This window comes from Stenotrophomonas pictorum JCM 9942 (assembly GCF_001310775.1).
GTDB classification, from domain to species: domain Bacteria; phylum Pseudomonadota; class Gammaproteobacteria; order Xanthomonadales; family Xanthomonadaceae; genus Stenotrophomonas; species Stenotrophomonas pictorum.
On the sequence record NZ_BAZI01000022.1, the window covers coordinates 1 to 16,976 of the forward strand.

At 65.2% G+C, this 16,976-nt stretch carries 12 protein-coding genes and 3 pseudogenes; 7 read left to right on the top strand and 8 right to left on the bottom strand.

Annotated features, from left to right (window positions below):
• From JCM9942_RS02775 to JCM9942_RS19890, 3 genes are all read left to right on the top strand, one after another.
• A partial coding sequence (locus JCM9942_RS02775) for a LemA family protein (protein WP_172675029.1) occupies positions 1–338 on the top strand: 338 nt, incomplete at its 5' end.
• Between the two features lie 67 nt (positions 339–405).
• Positions 406–2,226, top strand: a complete 1,821-nt coding sequence (locus JCM9942_RS02780) for a M48 family metallopeptidase (protein ID WP_256202277.1) — start codon at positions 406–408, stop codon at positions 2,224–2,226.
• Positions 2,166–2,336, top strand: coding sequence for a hypothetical protein (locus tag JCM9942_RS19890; RefSeq protein ID WP_256202278.1), 171 nt, complete (start codon positions 2,166–2,168; stop codon positions 2,334–2,336). The genes JCM9942_RS02780 and JCM9942_RS19890 overlap by 61 nt, the downstream gene beginning before the upstream one ends.
• Before the next feature lie 12 nt (positions 2,337–2,348).
• Here the strand turns inward: JCM9942_RS19890 and JCM9942_RS02785 are convergent, their stop codons facing one another.
• Positions 2,349–3,947 carry a GMC family oxidoreductase gene (locus tag JCM9942_RS02785; RefSeq protein WP_054657456.1) on the bottom strand — a complete coding sequence of 533 codons (1,599 nt, stop codon included), beginning with the start codon at positions 3,945–3,947 and terminating at the stop codon, positions 2,349–2,351.
• 152 nt (positions 3,948–4,099) lie between these two features.
• On the opposite strand from JCM9942_RS02785, the gene JCM9942_RS02790 reads away from it, so the two are divergent.
• Positions 4,100–5,464: an NTP/NDP exchange transporter gene (locus JCM9942_RS02790; protein ID WP_083468380.1), complete on the top strand. Its 1,365-nt coding sequence runs from the start codon at positions 4,100–4,102 to the stop codon at positions 5,462–5,464.
• Between the two features lie 63 nt (positions 5,465–5,527).
• A complete protein-coding gene (locus JCM9942_RS02795) occupies positions 5,528–5,884 on the top strand; it encodes a DUF1304 domain-containing protein (RefSeq protein WP_054657458.1) in 357 nt (118 codons plus the stop codon).
• Between the two features lie 49 nt (positions 5,885–5,933).
• Here JCM9942_RS02795 and JCM9942_RS02800 read toward each other — a convergent pair whose 3' ends face one another.
• The 3 genes and pseudogenes from JCM9942_RS02800 to JCM9942_RS02810 all read right to left on the bottom strand — a co-directional run bounded on the left by JCM9942_RS02800 (position 5,934) and on the right by JCM9942_RS02810 (position 9,844).
• On the bottom strand, positions 5,934–6,329 hold the full coding sequence (locus JCM9942_RS02800; protein WP_343123474.1) for a DUF4442 domain-containing protein: 396 nt from the start codon (positions 6,327–6,329) through the stop codon (positions 5,934–5,936).
• A 136-nt stretch (positions 6,330–6,465) separates the two neighbouring features.
• Positions 6,466–8,939: pseudogene (locus JCM9942_RS02805) on the bottom strand (acyl-CoA dehydrogenase).
• Entirely contained in the window at positions 8,936–9,844 is a 909-nt protein-coding gene (locus tag JCM9942_RS02810; RefSeq protein WP_054657460.1) for an alpha/beta fold hydrolase, read from the bottom strand. Before JCM9942_RS02810 ends, JCM9942_RS02805 begins: the two are co-directional and overlap by 4 nt.
• A 165-nt stretch (positions 9,845–10,009) precedes the next feature.
• Here JCM9942_RS02810 and JCM9942_RS02815 point away from each other — a divergent pair, with 165 nt between their 5' ends.
• Positions 10,010–10,612 (top strand): TetR/AcrR family transcriptional regulator, encoded by a 603-nt coding sequence (locus JCM9942_RS02815; protein WP_054657462.1) that lies wholly within the window; start codon positions 10,010–10,012, stop codon positions 10,610–10,612.
• A 244-nt stretch (positions 10,613–10,856) separates the two neighbouring features.
• Here JCM9942_RS02815 and JCM9942_RS02820 read toward each other — a convergent pair whose 3' ends face one another.
• The 4 genes and pseudogenes from JCM9942_RS02820 to hslO form a co-directional block, all read right to left on the bottom strand.
• On the bottom strand, positions 10,857–11,372 hold the full coding sequence (locus tag JCM9942_RS02820; RefSeq protein ID WP_157722750.1) for a hypothetical protein: 516 nt from the start codon (positions 11,370–11,372) through the stop codon (positions 10,857–10,859).
• A gap of 27 nt (positions 11,373–11,399) precedes the next feature.
• A complete protein-coding gene (locus tag JCM9942_RS02825; RefSeq protein WP_054657464.1) occupies positions 11,400–14,138 on the bottom strand; it encodes a TonB-dependent receptor in 2,739 nt (912 codons plus the stop codon).
• Between the two features lie 240 nt (positions 14,139–14,378).
• On the bottom strand, positions 14,379–15,200 hold the full coding sequence (locus JCM9942_RS02830) for an XOO1806 family protein (protein WP_172675030.1): 822 nt from the start codon (positions 15,198–15,200) through the stop codon (positions 14,379–14,381).
• 153 nt (positions 15,201–15,353) lie between these two features.
• Positions 15,354–16,246: pseudogene (hslO, locus tag JCM9942_RS02835) on the bottom strand (Hsp33 family molecular chaperone HslO).
• Positions 16,247–16,321: 75 nt separating this feature from the next.
• On the opposite strand from hslO, the pseudogene mtgA reads away from it, so the two are divergent.
• Positions 16,322–16,976, top strand: a pseudogene (gene mtgA / locus JCM9942_RS02840) (monofunctional biosynthetic peptidoglycan transglycosylase); the annotation flags it as partial.

Consider the following 16,976-nt stretch of genomic DNA (forward strand, 5'->3'; position numbering starts at 1 on the left):
CCGCTCCGGGCGATGCGGCGGCGATGGCGCAGCTGGCCGCCTCGCAGGGCCAGTTGAACGGAGTGCTGGGACGGTTGATGGCCGTGGCCGAGGCCTATCCGGAATTGAAGGCCAACCAGAACATGCTGCAGCTGAGCGAGGAACTGGGCAGCACCGAGAACAAGGTAGCGTTCGCTAGGCAGGCCTACAACGATGCGGTGATGGCCTACAACAACCGCCGCGAGACCTTCCCGGCCAATGTGTTTGCCGGCATGTTCCATTTCCCCACGGCCGCGCTGCTGGACATCCCGCTGGAAAAGCGCGAGCAGGTGCGCGAGGCGCCCAGGGTCCAGTTCTGATCCTGCGCAGGGCAGGGAAGGCCGGCACGTGACGACAGTCGCGTCCGGTGCCAGCTAGGGGGGCGGGATGAATTTCTTTGAACACCAGGCACAGGCGCGGCGCAATTCCGGGCGCCTGCTGCTGCTGTTCGCGCTGGCGGTGATCGCCATTGTCGCGGTGCTGGACGCACTGGTGCTGGTGGCCACCGGCAGCGTGCGGGGCGTGCTGTGGTGCACGTTGCTGACCCTGGCGGTGATCGCGTTGGCCTCGCTGTACCGCATCGCCTCGTTGCGGGGTGGTGGTGAAGTGGTGGCGGTACAGATGGGCGGCACCGAGGTGCCGGCCGATACCCGCGATCCGGCGCTGCGGCGGTTGCGCAACGTGGTGGAGGAGATCGCCATCGCCTCCGGTGTGCCGATGCCGCGGCTGTATGTGCTGGAACAGGAGAACGGCATCAACGCCTTCGCCGCCGGGTATTCACCGGCCGACGCCGCCATCGCCGTCACCCGGGGCAGCTTGCAGCGGCTCAACCGCGATGAACTGCAGGGCGTGATCGCGCACGAGTTCAGCCACATCCTCAATGGCGACATGCGGTTGAATATCCGCCTGATGGGGGTGCTGTTCGGCATCCTGATGATCAGTCTCATCGGCAAGCGGGTGCTGCTGCACCTGAGTGCCGGTTCGCGGATAGGCGGCAGGCGCGGGCTTGGGCCGATCTCGATCGTGCTGGTGATCGGCGTGACCGGCATTGTCGTGGGCAGCATTGGGGTGTTCTTCGGACGGCTGATCAAGGCGGCGGTGTCGCGCCAGCGCGAGGTTCTGGCCGATGCCTCGGCGGTGCAGTTCACCCGGCAGACGCAGGGGCTGGCCGGGGCGTTGAAGAAGATCGGCGGGCTGGCCGAGGGTTCGCAGCTGGCCGACCGTGCCAGCGCCGAGGAAGTCAGTCACATGCTGTTCGGCGAAGGACTGGGCTTTTCGCGCTGGTTCGCCACGCATCCACCCCTGGTGGAGCGGATCCAGCGGCTGGAGCCTTCGTTCCGCACCGAACAGTTGCAGCGTTTGCGCGGTACCTGGTTTGCCAATCCGCCCGATGGCCTGGCCGAGGATCGCGCGCTGGGGCTGGCCCGCAGTGATGTGCCCGGTGTGGACGCGCTGGCGCCCGCTGCAGTGGCCACTGTGACGTCGCGGTTGCGGGTCGATCCAAGGCAAGTCGCCGCGCAAGTCGCCACCCCGGCTGATGACGACTACCAACAGGCGATCCGGCTGGCCGGCACCCTGTCGCCGCAGCTGCGCGAACTGGCGCGTGACCGGGAGGCCGCACAGCCGCTGCTGCTGGCGTTGTTGCTCGATGCCGACCCTGCGGTGGCGGTGTTGCAGCGGCAGGCGGTACAGGCGCAGCTGGGCGCTTCTGTGGTCACGCGGCTTCAGGCCATGGCCGATGGTCCGTTGCATGGTCTCTCTCGCGCGCTGCGCCTGCCGCTGGCGGCACTGGCGTTCCCCGCATTGCGGATGGCGCCGCGCCCGCAGTTGCGGGCGTTCGTGCAGTGCATCGAGGCGCTGGTCCATGCCGATGGGCGGATCTCGCTGTTCGAGTACTGTCTGTCGCGCCTGCTGCAGGTGCAGGTGCTGGCCGCGCTGGATCCCTCGCGCCACCCGCATTTCGGCCGGCGCAAGACCACCGGCGTGCGCCAGGAGCTTTCCACGTTGCTCGCGGTGGTCGCGCGGGCCGGCAATCTCGGTGACGAGGCCGCCGCGCGGCGCGCCTATCTGGCTGGGTTGCAACGCATCCTGCCGCACGATCACCTGCCTATGCGCCGCCGTCGGCCGGCGTGCTGGCGCTGGATGCGGTGTGGGCGCCGCTGGATGCGCTCGATCCGCTGGCCAAGCAGCTGCTGGTGGAAGCGGTGACCGCCACCATCAGCCACAACCAGCGCGTCAGCGTGGCCGAGGCCGAACTGCTGCGGACCATCTGCGCCACGTTGCATTGCCCGTTGCCGGCGCTGTTGCAGGTGGCCTGAGCCGCGGAGCGGTCAGCCCGGCGGCGAGGTGTCGAGGATCAGGCTGGCGGCGCGCTCGGCGATCATGATGGTCGGTGCGTTGGTATTGCCCGTGGGCAGGCTTGGCATCACCGAGGCATCGATTACCCGCAGGCCGTCGATGCCGCGCACGCGCAGCTGCGGATCGACCACGGCCATCGCGTCGCTGCCCATCCGGCAGGTGCCGACCGGGTGGTAGATGGTTTCGGCCTTGGCGCGGATGAAGGCTTCCAGCCCGGCATCGTCCAGGTGCTCGTCGGCAGGGAACAGCGGTGCCCTGCGCCACGGCGCGAAGGCCGGCTGCTGGAGGATGTCGCGGCTCAGGCGCGCGGCTTCGACCATCATTTTCATATCGAAGCCTTCGGCATCGCCCAGATAGTTGGCATGGATACGCGCCGGCGCGGCGGGATCATGGCTGGCCAGTTCGATGCGGCCGCGGCTGCGCGGGTGCAGGTAGCAGGCGTGCAGGGTGTAGCCCTCGCCGGGCAGGCGGTGGCGGCCGTGGTTGTCCAGCATCGCCGGGACGAAATGGAACTGGATGTCGGCCCGTTCGTCGGCGGCAAAGCGCGAGCGCACGAAGCCGCCGGCCTCGGCCACATTGCTGGTACCGGCACCGCTGTGACCGCGCAGGAAATAGTCGAAGCCGATCTTCAGCTCGCTGGCGCGGTCGTAGCTGACCCCGGGCACAGTGCGGTACAGCGTGCAGATGTCCAGGTGGTCCTGCAGGTTGGCGCCGACACCGGGCTGGTCCAGACGCACTTCGATACCGTGGCGTCGCAGGTGCCCGGCCGGGCCGATCCCCGAGAGCATCAGCAGCTGCGGTGAGTTGATCGCGCCGGCGCTGAGCAGTACTTCGCGGCGGGCCCGCACTTGCTGGGGCTGGCCGCGGACGCGCAACGCCACGCCGGTGACGCGTTCGCCTTGAATCTGCAGCCGCTCGACCAGCGCGCCGGTCAGCACCTGCAGGTTGGGGCGCTGGCGGACCGGGGCCAGATAGGCGGCCGCCGAAGAGCAGCGCGCACCGTCCTTCTGGGTGACCTGGTACAGGCCCACGCCTTGCTGAGTGGGACCGTTGAAATCGGGGTTGAGCGCGAAACCGGCCTGCTGTCCTGCCTCGATGAAGGCATGGCTCAGTGGATTGACGTGACGCAAGTCCGACACCTTCAACGGGCCATCGCCACCGTGCAGGGCATCGGCACCGCGCCCGTTGCCCTCGCTGTAGCGGAACCAGGGCAATACCGTCTGCCAGTCCCAGCCGGTGGCACCGGCATCGGCCCAGCGGTCGTAGTCGCCTGCCACGCCGCGCGAGTAGCACATCGCATTGATCGAGCTGCTGCCGCCCAGTACCTTGCCGCGCGGCCACCACAGGCGCCGGTTGTTCAACGCCGGCTCCGGTTCGGTGTCGTAGCTCCAGTTCAGGCGCCGGTTGTTGACCAGCCGGGCAATGCCTGCCGGCATGTGGATCAGCGGATTCCAGTCGCGCGGGCCGGCTTCGATCAGCAGCACCCGCCGCTGCGGATCGGCGCTGAGCCGGTTGGCCAGAACACAGCCGGCCGAACCGGCCCCGACGATGATGTAGTCGAATTCCTTCACGGCCTTCCCCTTTCCCTGCTCCGCAGAATAGAACGGCCCGTCGCATGGCGGCCAGACCGTTTGCACTGGCGATGTTGCAGTGCATCGGATAAGTTGCGCCCACGCCGCGGAACCGGCGTGCCGGATCCCCCACCCGTGGTGCAGTCAGACGTATGAGCAAGCTTTCCCCTCCCGCGCGCGGTGGCCTGCGCCAGGTGATTTCCCTGCTCGGAGTGGAAGCTCCGGCGCTGTGGTGGTCGCTGCTGTACTTCTTCTGCCTGCTGACCGGCTACTACCTGTTGCGTCCGGTACGCGACGCGATGGGCGCCTCGGATGATGTGCTGGCGGTGTTTCCGGCCTCGCTGGTGCAGTGGGCCGGACACCTGGGGGTCAGCCTCGGCGACTTTACCCTGCAGGTGCTGTTCACCGGCACCTTCCTGTGCATGGTGCTGCTGCAGCCGGTATACGGCGCGCTGGTGTCGCGCTATCCGCGGCGGGTGTTCCTGCCGGTGATGTACCTGGCTTTCATCAGCTGCCTGCTGTTTTTCTACTGGGCGTTCCGCGAGGAACTGCCCGGGCGCGGCGCGGCGTTCTTCATCTGGGTGGCGGTGTTCAACCTGTTCGCAGTGTCGGTGTTCTGGAGCTATATGGCCGATGTGTTCTCCAACCAGGACGCCAAGAAGGTCTACGGCTATATCGGCGCCGGGGGCACCATTGGCGCACTGACCGGGCCGCTGGTCACCCGCCTGCTGGTGGAGAAGATCGGCGTGGGCAACCTGCTGCTGGTATCGGCCGCCTTCCTGGGCGCGTGCCTGTTCGCGATCCTGAAGCTGCGCAAATATGCCCTGCAGCGCGAGCAGCGGCTGCGCGACAGCAGCGGCGAGCAGGCGATGGGTGGCTCGGTGCTGGCCGGCTTGAAGCTGGTATGGAGCGATCCGCTGCTGCGTGCGCTGGCGGTGCTGATGTTCTTCGGCGTCGGCGTGGGAACCCTGCTGTACAACGAACAGGCGGCTATCGCGCGACGCTTCTTCACCGATGACGCCGCACGTACGGCGTACTACGCCAACATCGATCTGGCGGTGAACGTGCTGACGATCTTCGTGCAGGTATTCCTGACCCGCTGGCTGATGCGCCGCTACGGCATCGCCCCGCTGCTGCTGTTGCCGGCGCTGGCGATCCTGCTGGGTTTCTCGCTGCTGGCCGCCTCACCGCTGCCGCTGCTGGTGGCGGTGGTGCAGGTGATGACCCGCGCCGGCGAGTTCTCCCTGGCCAAGCCGGCACGCGAAACCCTGTATACCCGGGTCAGCCGCGAGTCCCGCTACAAGGCCAAGGCGGTGATCGATACGGTGATCTATCGCGGCGGCGACCTGACCTTCGTCTGGCTGCACAAGCTGCTGTCCAGCATGGGGTCGCATCTGGTGTTTATGGCGGGCGTGGGTGTGGCAGCGGGCATGACGATCGGCGCGATCCGGGTGATCCGCGCGCAGCGGAGCCTGCCGGACGAGATGCCGGTCAACGCATCGGTCGATCCGGCATAACCGGGAGGTGCCGTCGGCCTGCCGGGCCGGCCATGCTGCCGCTGTTCCGCCGGATGGACGCCGATGCGTCCGAGGTCTTTGGCCGCGTTGCTGGTGACGGTGCTGGTCGCCGTCCTGCACCGCTGTTTCCTGGTGCTGGAGATGTTCCTGTGGTCCCGGCCACTTGGGCTGAAGACCTTCCGCAATACTCCGGAGAAGGCCCAGAGGACCCGTGTGCTGGCTGCCAACCAGGGCCTGTACAACGGCTTTCTCGCCGCCCGGATTGTGGCGGGGCTGCTGCTGGAGCAGCCTGTGTTGGTGACGTTCTCGCTGCTCTGCGTGGTGGTCGCCGGCAGCTACGGAGCGTTCAGTGTGAACCGGCGGATCTTCTTCATCCAGGCGTTGCCGGCGATCCCGACGCTGGGGTTGCGCGCGGTGTAGCCGCTGCCCGGCGGTGGCTCCAACGGCACCTCCAGATCCATGCATCCACTCAGTCTTTGCGCGGCGACGCCCACCGCGCAGTCCGTGCCTGGAACACCTCCATGCCGGCAGCATCGCTCACGTTGATCCTCGCCGGCAGGGCGTAGCCAGCCGCTGTGCTGGCGGGAGGCAGTTCCGGTGTTGCCACCGCTTTCAGAAGGCCTTGTGCCTTGGTCAGGTGCTTCACTTCCATGCCCCTGGGAATCCAGCGCATGTTGGCCGGCAGGTTGGCATCGAGCAGGATCCAGCCCATCCGTTCGGCCGGGCTGCACATCGCGATCGCGTGCACGGTGTCGATAGGGGGGGACTGATGCGGCGGCGTTGGCGCATCCCCTGCGCAGCGGCCCGGTTCCAGCACGGTGATCCGCGGCGAGAGGCTGGCTAAGCAGGGCGCCTTGCGGCACACCGCCCGTCAGAACAGTTGCCGGCCGGCCAGCGGGTGAAATAGCAGTACAGCGAAAGCAAGGCGGCAGTCGTGGTGTGGATTCCTGGCATGAAAACGGCGGGCACAAGGCCCGCCGTCGGTATTGCATGTGATTGGCTTATGCGGCCTGCTGCGGGCGCTGCCTGCCGGGCAGGTCGTAGTAGCCGGCAGAGCGCAGTTCGTGCGCGTCGAAGTCGTCCACGGTGATCGTGTCCATGGTGATCTCGCGCAGCTCTTCCAGCAGCTTGCGCTCGTCCTGGGTGATCACGCCCTCGGCCACGGCCTCATCCAGCTGGCTGGCGAAGGTCAGCGCTTCGATGCCCTTGGTCTTCAGGGCCTTGAGGAACTTGCGTTCCACCGGTTCGGCCATGATCGCCTTGGACAGATAGCTGTTGATGCGGCCGCCCGGGTTGTTCTCGCACGGGGTCAGGAACACACCCTGGGCCAGGCGGTCACGCGCTTCGTTGGGCGCCATCAGCGAGGCGGCGACGCGGCGGCTCAGACGGTCACCCGGGGCCTCGGCGCGACGGCCAAGCGGGAAGATCAGCGCCCACATCAGCCAGCCGATCGGGCGGATCGGGAAGTTGCGCAGCGCCGCCGACAGCGATTCCTCGATCTTGTGCACGCTGTCGTGGAAGGCCCAGGCCAGCAGCGGCTGGTCGGCCTGCGGGGCGCCTTCGTCGTGGTAGCGCTTGAGCATGGCGCTGGTCATGTAGATGTGGCTGAGCACATCACCCAGACGACCGGACAGCGATTCCTTGAACTTGAGCTTGCCGCCCAGGGTCATCATCGAGATGTCGGCCATCAGCGCCAGGTTGGCCGAATAACGGTCCAGCTTGCGGAAATAGCGGCGGGTGTAGGCGTCGCCCGGGGCGGCACCGAAGCGCGCACCGGTCAGGCCGAACCACAGCGAGCGCACGGCGTTGGAGATGCCGAAGCGGACATGGCCGAACAGCGCCTGGTCGAATTCACGCAGGCCGGCCTTGCGGTCTTCATCCTGCGCGGCCTTCATTTCCTTCAGCACCCACGGGTGGCAGAGGATGGCGCCCTGGCCGAAGATCAGCAGCGAGCGGGTCATGATGTTGGCACCTTCCACCGTGATGGCGATCGGCGCGGCCTGCCAGCTACGGCCGGCAAAGTTGCGCGGCCCGAGGATGATGCCCTTGCCGCCGATCACGTCCATCACGTCGGAAATGACTTCGCGGCTCATGTTGGTGCAGTGGTACTTGGCGATCGCCGACGGCACCGACGGCACGTCGCCACGGTCAACCGCAGCCGCGGTCGCCTGCGACAGCGCACTGATCTTGTAAGCCTTGCCGCCGATACGGGCCAGTGCTTCTTCCACGCCTTCGAAGCGGCCGACCGACAGGCCGAACTGCTTGCGGATGCGTGCGTAGGCACCGGTCACCACCGCGCCGGCCTTGGCACCGCCCGAGGCGGTGGAGGGCAGGGTGATGGAGCGGCCAACGGCCAGACACTCGTTGAGCATGTTCCAGCCCAGGCCGCGCTTCTCGGCGCCGCCGATCAGCTGGGTCAGCGGAATGAACACGTCCTTGCCGCGGATCGGGCCGTTCTGGAAGGTGGAATTCAGCGGGAAGTGGCGGCGACCGATTTCCACACCTTCGGTATCGCGCGGCAGCAGCGCCAGGGTGATGCCGATGTCCTTTGTGTCGCCAAGCAGGCCGTCCGGATCGTACATGCGGAAAGCCATGCCGATCAGGGTCGCGACCGGAGCCAGGGTGATGTAGCGCTTGTCGAAGGTCAGCTTCAGGCCCAGCACTTCCTCGCCCTTCCACATGCCCTTGCAGACGATGCCGAAGTCGGGGATGGAGGTGGCATCGGAGCCGGCGAACGGGCCGGTCAGGCCGAAGCAGGGCACTTCCTGGCCGATGGCCAGGCGCGGCAGATAGTAGTCCTTCTGCTCCTGGGTGCCGTAATGGTTGAGCAGCTCACCCGGGCCCAGCGAATTGGGCACGCCGACGGTGGAGCTGACCACGCTCGATACCGAGGCCAGCTTCTGGATCACCTTGTGGTGGGCCAGCGCGCTGAAGCCCAGGCCGCCGTATTCCTTCGGGATGATCATGCCGAAGAACTTGTTCTTCTTGATGTAGTCCCACAGCTCCGGCGGCAGGTCGGCGTGGACGTGGGTGATCTCGAAGTCGTTGACCATCTTGCACAGCTCTTCCACCGGGCCATCGAGGAAGGCCTGTTCCTCGGCGGTGAGCTGCGGCTTGGGATAGTTGAGCAGGATGTTCCAGTCCGGGTCACCGGTGAACAGCTCGCCCTCGAAGCCGACCGAGCCGGTTTCCAGGGCGATGCGCTCGGTCTTGGACAGCGGCGGCAGCACCTTGCGGAACACGCCCATGAACGGTGCGGTGATCAGCGGCTTGCGCAGGAACGGCAACAGCACTGGAACACTGATCAAAGCAAGGATTGCCGCCGCCACGAGGATCGCGGTCTGGTTGATGCCGGCGAACCAGCAGGCGCCCAACAACACCACACTGGCGAGGTCCATACGACCAGGCGCATGCGGTGATACGCGACAAAGGCACCTGCCAGCAGCAGGACCAGAAAGGGAACGACGATGCTCATAGGCTTGCTCCGGTAACGTGCTCGGTTCGGACAGACGCGGCAGCCGAAGGCAGTGCGTCCAGGTAGTTCAACACGGCGGCGGTAAACGCGTTGTTGTCATCGCCGGCGACCATATGGGTGGCCTCGGGCAGACGCACATGCTGCGCGTGCGGCACCAGTGTCATGAATTCTTCCACGGTCTGCGGCGAGACCATATCGCTGCGACCGCCGCTGATCAGCAGCAGCGGGCAGTGCACGCGGCGTGCCGCATCGACGATCGCGTCCTGATGCTGCTCGCTGTCGCGCGCCAGCTCCTCGACCAGACGCGGATCCCAATGCCAGTTCCAGCGCCCGTCCGCGGTGGCGCGCAGCAGCGCACGCAGGGCATCTTCGCTCTTGCGCGGGCGGTGCGGCAGGTAGGCGGCGATGCTGTCCGCGGCGGCCTGCAGCGATGCAAAGCCATCAGGATGCGCACTCATGAAGGCGAGGATCCTCTCCACGCCGCGGGTTTCCCAGCGTGGGGTGATGTCCACCAGCACCATCGCCGAGAACAGGCCCGGCCAGCGGGCTTCGGCCATCAGACCGAACAGGCCGCCCATTGACGCGGCCACCAATACCGGCGGACGCGGCAGTTCGCCGGCCACCACGATCAGGTCGTCGGTGAACTGATCGCCGTGATAGGGCGTATCCCCCGGGTTCCAATCCGAATCACCATGGCCGCGGGCGTCGTAGCTCAGCGTGGCATGGCCGGCCATGCCCAGTGTCTGCGCGGCCGCGGCCCAGGCGCCACGTGTCTGGCCAAAGCCGTGCGCGAACAGAACCGGAGCATGCCGCCCCGCCGTTCTCGATGCGCCCAGTGCAATGCCGTTGGCACCTTGGAGGCGGATTTCGTCGACGTGCGGGATGGAGGGGGAAGTGTTGGCCATACCTGATGGTATGGATCGTTTGGCTGGACTGTCAATACGAATGCGTATGGATTGTGCAAAGCCCCGGAAAACAATGGCTTTCCGTAAGAGTCCCGAGGCTGTTCCGTCAGCCTGCGATTCCATTGCATACTGCAACCAATCCCCGCCGTATGGTTAAATCTGCCCATGAACGACTCAACAACTCTTCCGGCAGATTCCCGTGGTGCGCGTCACAGCCGACTCAGTGCCGACGACTGGGCGCAGGCCGCACTGGATCTGATTGCCGAACAGGGTGTCGGCGCGGTGGCGGTCGAGCCGCTGGCCCGCCGTCTGGGGGTCACCAAGGGCAGCTTCTACTGGCACTTCCCGTCACGCGATGCGCTCCTGCAGGCGGCATTGGAGCGCTGGGAAGTGGTAGAGCAGCAGCAGGTGTTCGGCAGTCTGGAAGAGGTGCCCGATCCACGCACGCGGCTGCGTGCGCTGTTCCAGCTGGTGGCCCATGAAGTCACCCCGCACATCATCTACAGTGAACTGCTCAAGGCGCTGGACAACCCGATGGTGCGCCCGGTGATCGACCGGGTTTCACAACGACGCATGGAATACCTGATCGCCTCGTTCCGACAGGCCGGCCTGAGCTCCACCGACGCCCGCCATCGCGCGCGTCTGGCCTACGCCGCCTACGTCGGCTTCCTGCAGCTGTCCCTGCAGTTGCAGCAGCCCAAACAGGCCCGCGAAGATTTCGAGGCCTACGTCGAACACGTCATCGAGACGTTGATTCCGAACGAGTGAACACGCCGGAAAACTGCACAGCAAAAGTTCGGTGCCGTTGTGTGCGGCACCGCCCGGCACCATCTGTTGCCGGGCCGTAGAAGCCACCCCCGTGTGGGCATCGGCAGGCCTCATTCAGGCACTCAATGCTTGATCAGGCTGCCTTGGTTTATTCTTGCACGGTGCGGCGATGGCAGGGCGGGCGGAGGGCGGCGTCTGCCCTCCACGCGGGCTGATGGGTCCTGCAGGCCGCTGCCGGGGTACGTTACTCGACCTTCTTGGGGGTGCGCTGCATGCGCATCACACTGTCCTGCGCGTTGTTCTTCTGGCGGCGCCGCTCTGCAACCGTTAGGCAGTTGTTCTGCGGCATGTTTGAGCCCACGGTGCGTTCACGGCGGCAGATCAGCCGGCTGTCCGCCGCGGCCTGCGTCAGGATCGTATTGATCAGGCTCTGGTCGTTGAAGACTGCGACGCGGTTGTGCTCGGGAAGCTGCGCGGGGTCGGGCTGGGTCTGCAGATGCTGCAGGATACGGCCCAGTGCGGCGGTCACCGCGCTTCGGTCCTCGACTGAAATCTCGCGGTACTTGTCCTCGTTCAGATCGGCCAGCACCTGGCGGCGCTGTTCTTCAAAGGGCTTGGCGACATCGACGGCCTTGGTCTGCGCGCTTGCGCCTGCCGGTACCAGCAGGGCCAGCAATGCAATGCGGTAAATCCAGTGGTGCGGGGTGCTCATCACGATCTCCTTTCGTTCAAAAGAAGATGGCCCGGCGAGCCGGGCCATCTGCGTGACACTAGTGCAGTGCCAGCATCAGAAGCGCTGGGTGTACTGCATGTACATGTAACGACCCGGGATATCGTACTGCGGGTCGAACGAGTTGGCGAAGACGTTGTTGGCACCGACGCGGACAGTACCGTTCCACGGCAGGTTGTAGCTCATCTGCAGGTCGTGGTAGGTAATCGATTCCAGCCTGCCTTCACTGATGTCTTCGGTCAGGCCCGAACGGTAACGGATCATCCAGCTTGCGCTGAAGTCGCCGTAGGACCAGTCGGTGGTCAGGTTTCCACGCAGGCGCCAGTACGGATCGGACTCGAAGTACATGCCGTTCAAGGCTTCCCAGTCATCATTCTTCGAGTCGCGCGAGCGGTTCTTGCTGACGTAGGTCGAGTCCAAGGTGAAGGCGAAGGTGCCAACCGAGGTTTCCGGCATGCGGTACTTCACCGTCAGGTCGTAGCCTTCCACTTCCTGGTAGCCGGCGTTGATGGGACCGATGAACATGTCGGTGACCAGGCCGTCGGCACGGCGGGTGAACAGGCTGCAGTAGCTGCTGATGCCGTCAACGTAGCACTTGTCCAGGATCGCATCAGCGGTGAAGCTCTGAATGCGGTTTTCCAGATCGATCGACCACCAGTCCAGCGAGACGTTCAGGCCGGTTGCCCATGCCGGGCTGTACACCAGGCCCAAGGTCTTGCTGGTGGAAGTTTCCGGGGTCAGGTTCGGGTTGCCGCCGAGGGTGAACGGGAAGATGGTCTGGCCACCGGCCGCGCCGCCGCCGCTGTTGTACTCGGCAATGAAGCCTGCCGGCACACCGGCGGCCTGACAGGCACCCAGCACGCTGGCATCGCCGGCGAAGCGGCCATTGGCCGAGCAGGGATCGGAGTACTGAACGAACGAGTCGGAGGCACCGCGGTACAGGTTGGTGATCGACGGCGCGCGGAAGCCTTCCGCCCAGTTACCACGAACCAGCAGTTCGTCGAACGGCTTCCACTTGAAGCCAAACTTGCTGTTGGTGGTGTTGCCGAAGTTGCTGTAGTCCGAGAAGCGGGTGGCCAAGCTCAGTTCCAGCAGCTGCGCGCCCGGCACGTCCTTGAGCACCGGCACCAGGACTTCCAGGTAGGCGTCGTCCAGGCTGTAGGCGCCGGAGGTCGGGTCAAACGCGTTGCCGGAGGTCAGGCCGTTGGCGATGAACGCGTCCGGCGAGGAGTAACCGCTTTCCTTGCGGTGCTCATAACCGGCGGCGAAGCTCAGCCAGCCCGCCGGCAGTTCGAACAGTTCACCGGACAGGTTCGCGGTGACGGCTTCGTTGCGGTACTGATAGGTGTTGTGAGCGGTGAACAGCAGGTAGTCCAGCATTTCCTTGCTGACGGCGCCCTGCGGCGACAGCGGATTGAACGGCACGCAGCCATCGATCACGGCGCCGCCCGGAGCGGTGACGCAGACCACCTTGCCGTCGCGCACTTCCGATGCGCCAAGCGAGGATTCCAGGGTCAGCAGGTTGGCGTCGCCGACCTGGGTCTCCACTTCATTGGTCTTGTTGAACGCGTAACCGACGTCCCAGTTGAACTGGCGGCCTGAGAACTCGAAGAAGCCATCCAGGCCCAGATAGACGTGACTTGTCTTGCTGTTCTGGTCATACAGGCGCGCCGCTTCGGTCAGGCGGTGGGTCCAGCTGACATCCCGGCCGTCGCCACCATATGCGGTGTTGTACGGGTTGAAGTAGCTGTCGCCACTCATGCTGATGCCGGTGTTGATGGTGCTCAGCGGGAAGCCGGCCAGCTGCTGTGCCGAGCGACGCTCGTTGTACAGCGCATCCATCTTGAAGGTGATGCTGTCGGTCAGGTTGTAAGAACCCTGCGCGAACAGGGCACTACGCTTCTGCGGGGTCGCCAGGTAGTTGTCGGCCGCATAGTTGTAATTGAAGGCGCTGGTGTACGGCACATACTGGTCGATGCCGTAATACGGGTTGCTGGCCAAGCCGCTACCGATCGCACCCGGACGCAGGGCGAGGTTGCCGCCGGCGGATGCCGGGGCATTGATCTTGCCGTTGGCCGAATAGCTGCTGTAGTAGGCCGAACCCAGACCGAAGTACGGCTCACGGGAAATGGCACGGTCCTTGGCCAGAACCTGGTCTTCCTTCACGCGCGAGAGACTGATGACCAGGTTGCCGCGGTCGCTGCTGGTGCCGACTGTGGCGTCGAAGGCAGTGCGCTGACCATCGCCCTTGTCGTACTGGCCAATATAGGCGTTTGCTTCGGCGCCATCGAAGTCGCTGCGGGTGATCAGGTTGACCACACCGGCGATGGCGTCGGAGCCATAGAAAGAGGAGGCGCCATCCTTCAGCACTTCCACGCGCTCGATGATCGCAGCCGGAATGGTATTCAGGTCGACCGAGCCGGATAGATTGGCAACCCAGCGGCGGCCATTGACCAACACCAAGGTGCGCTCTGAGCCCAGGTTGCGCAGGCTGATGGTCGAGGAACCGTCACCACCGTTGTTGAAGTTGGTGTTCAGGCCGGCGCCGTTGGCCGAGATGCGCTGGAGGACGTCGGCGACCGAGGTGAGGCCCTGCTTCTCGATGGCTTGGCGGTCCATCACGAAGACGGGCTGCGAGGTTTCCACGTCCACCGAGCGGATGCGGGAACCGGTGACTTCGATGCGGTCGAGGTTGGTCGGGCTGCTGGATTCCTGCGCCTGTGCGGTAGCGGTACCGGCGCTGGCGATCAGTGCCAGGACCACTGCATCACGCAGCTTGTTGGTCTTGCAATTCATTGGCTCTCTCTCTCCAAGGGATCTTGGTAGTTGCAATCGGAATTGCCACCGCAGGGGCCGAAATGAAGGCCCAAATTTGCGAGGCTGATTCGATAGTACTTCCGTATCTTCTGAAATTAAAGCTTTGTTAATGAATTGGATTATTTTGGTGAAATTCGGCAAATAGTTGTTGCGAGTGCAACAAAAAGCCCCCGGAGTACGGGGGCTTGGGTTACTTCTATCAAGAGCGAGCGCTTGGCTTTAGAGATCCTGCTCGTAACGGACGTAAGGAATTGCGCCGTCGTCGTTGCTGTCATTCCGGGGGGAGAACGGATTCTTGCCGCGGGTGATGACGTTGTCGGCACCGACGGTCAGCTGACCGCTCCACGGGGTGCGCCAGGTGATGCCAAGTCCGAGGCCTTCCCATTTGCTCTGGCCGGGGGCGTCGACAACGCGGCCGATGACATTGGCGCTGAAGGCGCCATAGCCACCGCCAACGCTCAGGCTCTTGCTGTCCCACTGGTCAACCACTGCCGGCGAGACATCGCTCAGTGGAACCAGCCGGGCTTTGGCGTAGGTACCGCCAATGGAAACGAAGCCTTCGCGGCCGATGTTCTTCTGGCCGAACACCGTCAGATCGTTCTGCTCCACATGGCCGGCCGGGGCTTTGACGCCGTTCGACAGCCAAGCTGGCAACGATTCCTTGCCGGTGCCGGCGCTCACGCCGATACGGCCGCCTGGACGGTTGAAGCTGGTGGTCGCGGAAATATGCCGGCCCGGTGCGGTTTCGTCATCGTCACCCAAGCTGGCCAGCATGCAGTGGCTGGCCAGTCCGCTGATGCTGCTGCCCCGGCTGCTGTTGCACAGCAGGCCCAGCGAATCGCCCGAAGACAGACCGAAGGCCGCGTCCAGCGAATTGCGGCCGAAATGCCAGCGTGCACCTGCCGTCTGTTCGCCGGTGGGCTCCAGATACAGCAGCGCCTCCACTTTGCCGCTGCCCCGGTTCCAGACCGGAATGACGGTGTCTGCTGCCTTGAGCTTGCTTTGCGCATGCACGCCCGAGACCGCGCTCAGGGCGATCATCAAGGCAAGCGGCAGGCGCAGGAATGCGTTCATGGACTCAATCAGACAGGGCAGGCACCGGGAAGTTCCCGGTGAGTGATGACTTGATCCTAGGGTGTTTATTATTTCTTAACAAGTCCTCGTCCTCCCCAGAACGCTACTCGTTGTATGCCGTCACTGCAGCCGCTCAGGGGCGGGCTGGTTGGCGGATGTGGAGCTGAACAATACGCCGATTTCGGTCAAAGGGAAGTGATATTCCCGGCCGCAGAATTCGCAGCGCACTTCGACCTGGCCGGTCGGTTCGGCGGCCGCCCGGGCTTCTTCCTCCCCCAGTGACTGCAGCATGCTCTCCACCCGCTCGCGCGAGCAGGAGCAGGCGAAGCCCAGGCTTTCTCGGCAACCAGCTCCGGGCCTTCCTCGTGGAAAAGGCGGTGCAGCAGATCCGTGGCGCCGATGCTCAGCAGCTCATCGCGGTGCAATGTGTCGAACAGGGCGCCGGCGCGGGTCCAGCCGTCCTGGTCGCCCTCGTCACCGGGAAGTTTCTGCAGCAGCAGGCCGGCGGCCTGTTGTCCGTCGGCGGCCAGCAACAGACGGGTGGGGAGCTGCTCGGAGTGGCGGAAGTAGTCCTCGAAGGCCTCGTCCAGGGTCGGGCCCTGCAGGGCGACCAGGCTCTGGTAGCGCTGCGGCTCGCGCGGGTCCAGACCGGGATTTTCGATGGTGATGGCCAGCAGTGCGTCTTCGCCCAGCTGCGGCAGTTCGGCCGGGGCATCCAGGCCGTCAGCCAGCTGGGCGATGCCACGCACGGTGCCGGCGGCGGTGCATTCGGCAAACAGCGTGCGCAGCGCGGAGCTGCTGCGCAGCTGGATCGACAAGCGGCCATCGATCTTGGTGTGGCCGGTGAACAGTGCCGAGGCGACGCAGGCTTCACCCAGCAGCTGCATGGCATTGGGCGGGTAGCTGGCGTGGGACAGAATTTCCCGCCAGCTGTCAGAGAGCTGGACGTGAACACCGCGGACACCGGCGTCGGGCAGGAGGAAGCGGACGAGGAGGTCGGAGGTGTCGGTCATGGAGGTGTCTGTGCGTGGGAGGACGTCGGTGCCGGATAATGCGCCGGACGTCTGGATGATAAAGGTGTGGCTTAGATGGGGACGGAGGGCGAGAAGCGCAAGGTGGAGTTGGAAGGGGCGGTTCGACCGCGTCGACGGTGGCGACGCTGGATCCTGCTGGCACCGGCCCTGTGGGTGCTGTTCAGCATCTGCCAGGTGGTCGTGCTGCGTTTCATCGATCCGCCGTTTTCCTCGGTCATGGCACTGCGCCAGCTGGAGGCCTGGGGCCGCGGCGACTGGAAGTTCCGCCTGCATCACCAGTGGGTGGATCTGGACGGGATGGCGCGCAGCGTGCCGATCTCGCTGGTCGCGGCCGAGGACCAGCGGTTTCCCGAGCACAACGGTTTCGACCTGAAGGCGATCGAAAAGGCGCGCGACCACAACGCCCAGGGCCGACGACTGCGCGGTGCCAGCACCATCAGCCAGCAGGTCGCCAAGAACCTGTTCCTATGGCAGGGACGCAGCTGGCTGCGCAAGGGGCTGGAAGCCTGGTACACGGTGCTGATCGAGCTGTTCTGGCCGAAACAGCGGATTCTGGAGATGTATGCCAACGTGGCCGAGTTCGGCGACGGCATTTATGGCGTGCAGGCGGCGTCCCGGCAGTTCTGGGGCAAGGATGCCGCGCGCCTGAGTGCCGCCGAAAGTGCGCGGCTGGCGGCGGTACTGCCTTCGGCCGCGGCGCTACAGCGCC

Bases quoted from the DNA above. Each gene is read 5' to 3' on its own strand.
- JCM9942_RS02830 (WP_172675030.1), bottom strand. From the start codon at position 15,200: ATGATCGCCCTGAGCGCGGTCTCGGGCGTGCATGCGCAAAGCAAGCTC.
- JCM9942_RS02820 (WP_157722750.1), bottom strand. From the start codon at position 11,372: ATGGCCCGGCTCGCCGGGCCATCTTCTTTTGAACGAAAGGAGATCGTG.
- JCM9942_RS02825 (WP_054657464.1), bottom strand. From the start codon at position 14,138: ATGAATTGCAAGACCAACAAGCTGCGTGATGCAGTGGTCCTGGCACTG.
- JCM9942_RS02780 (WP_256202277.1), top strand. From the start codon at position 406: ATGAATTTCTTTGAACACCAGGCACAGGCGCGGCGCAATTCCGGGCGC.
- JCM9942_RS02790 (WP_083468380.1), top strand. From the start codon at position 4,100: ATGAGCAAGCTTTCCCCTCCCGCGCGCGGTGGCCTGCGCCAGGTGATT.
- JCM9942_RS02810 (WP_054657460.1), bottom strand. From the start codon at position 9,844: ATGGCCAACACTTCCCCCTCCATCCCGCACGTCGACGAAATCCGCCTC.
- JCM9942_RS02795 (WP_054657458.1), top strand. From the start codon at position 5,528: ATGCGTCCGAGGTCTTTGGCCGCGTTGCTGGTGACGGTGCTGGTCGCC.
- JCM9942_RS02815 (WP_054657462.1), top strand. From the start codon at position 10,010: ATGAACGACTCAACAACTCTTCCGGCAGATTCCCGTGGTGCGCGTCAC.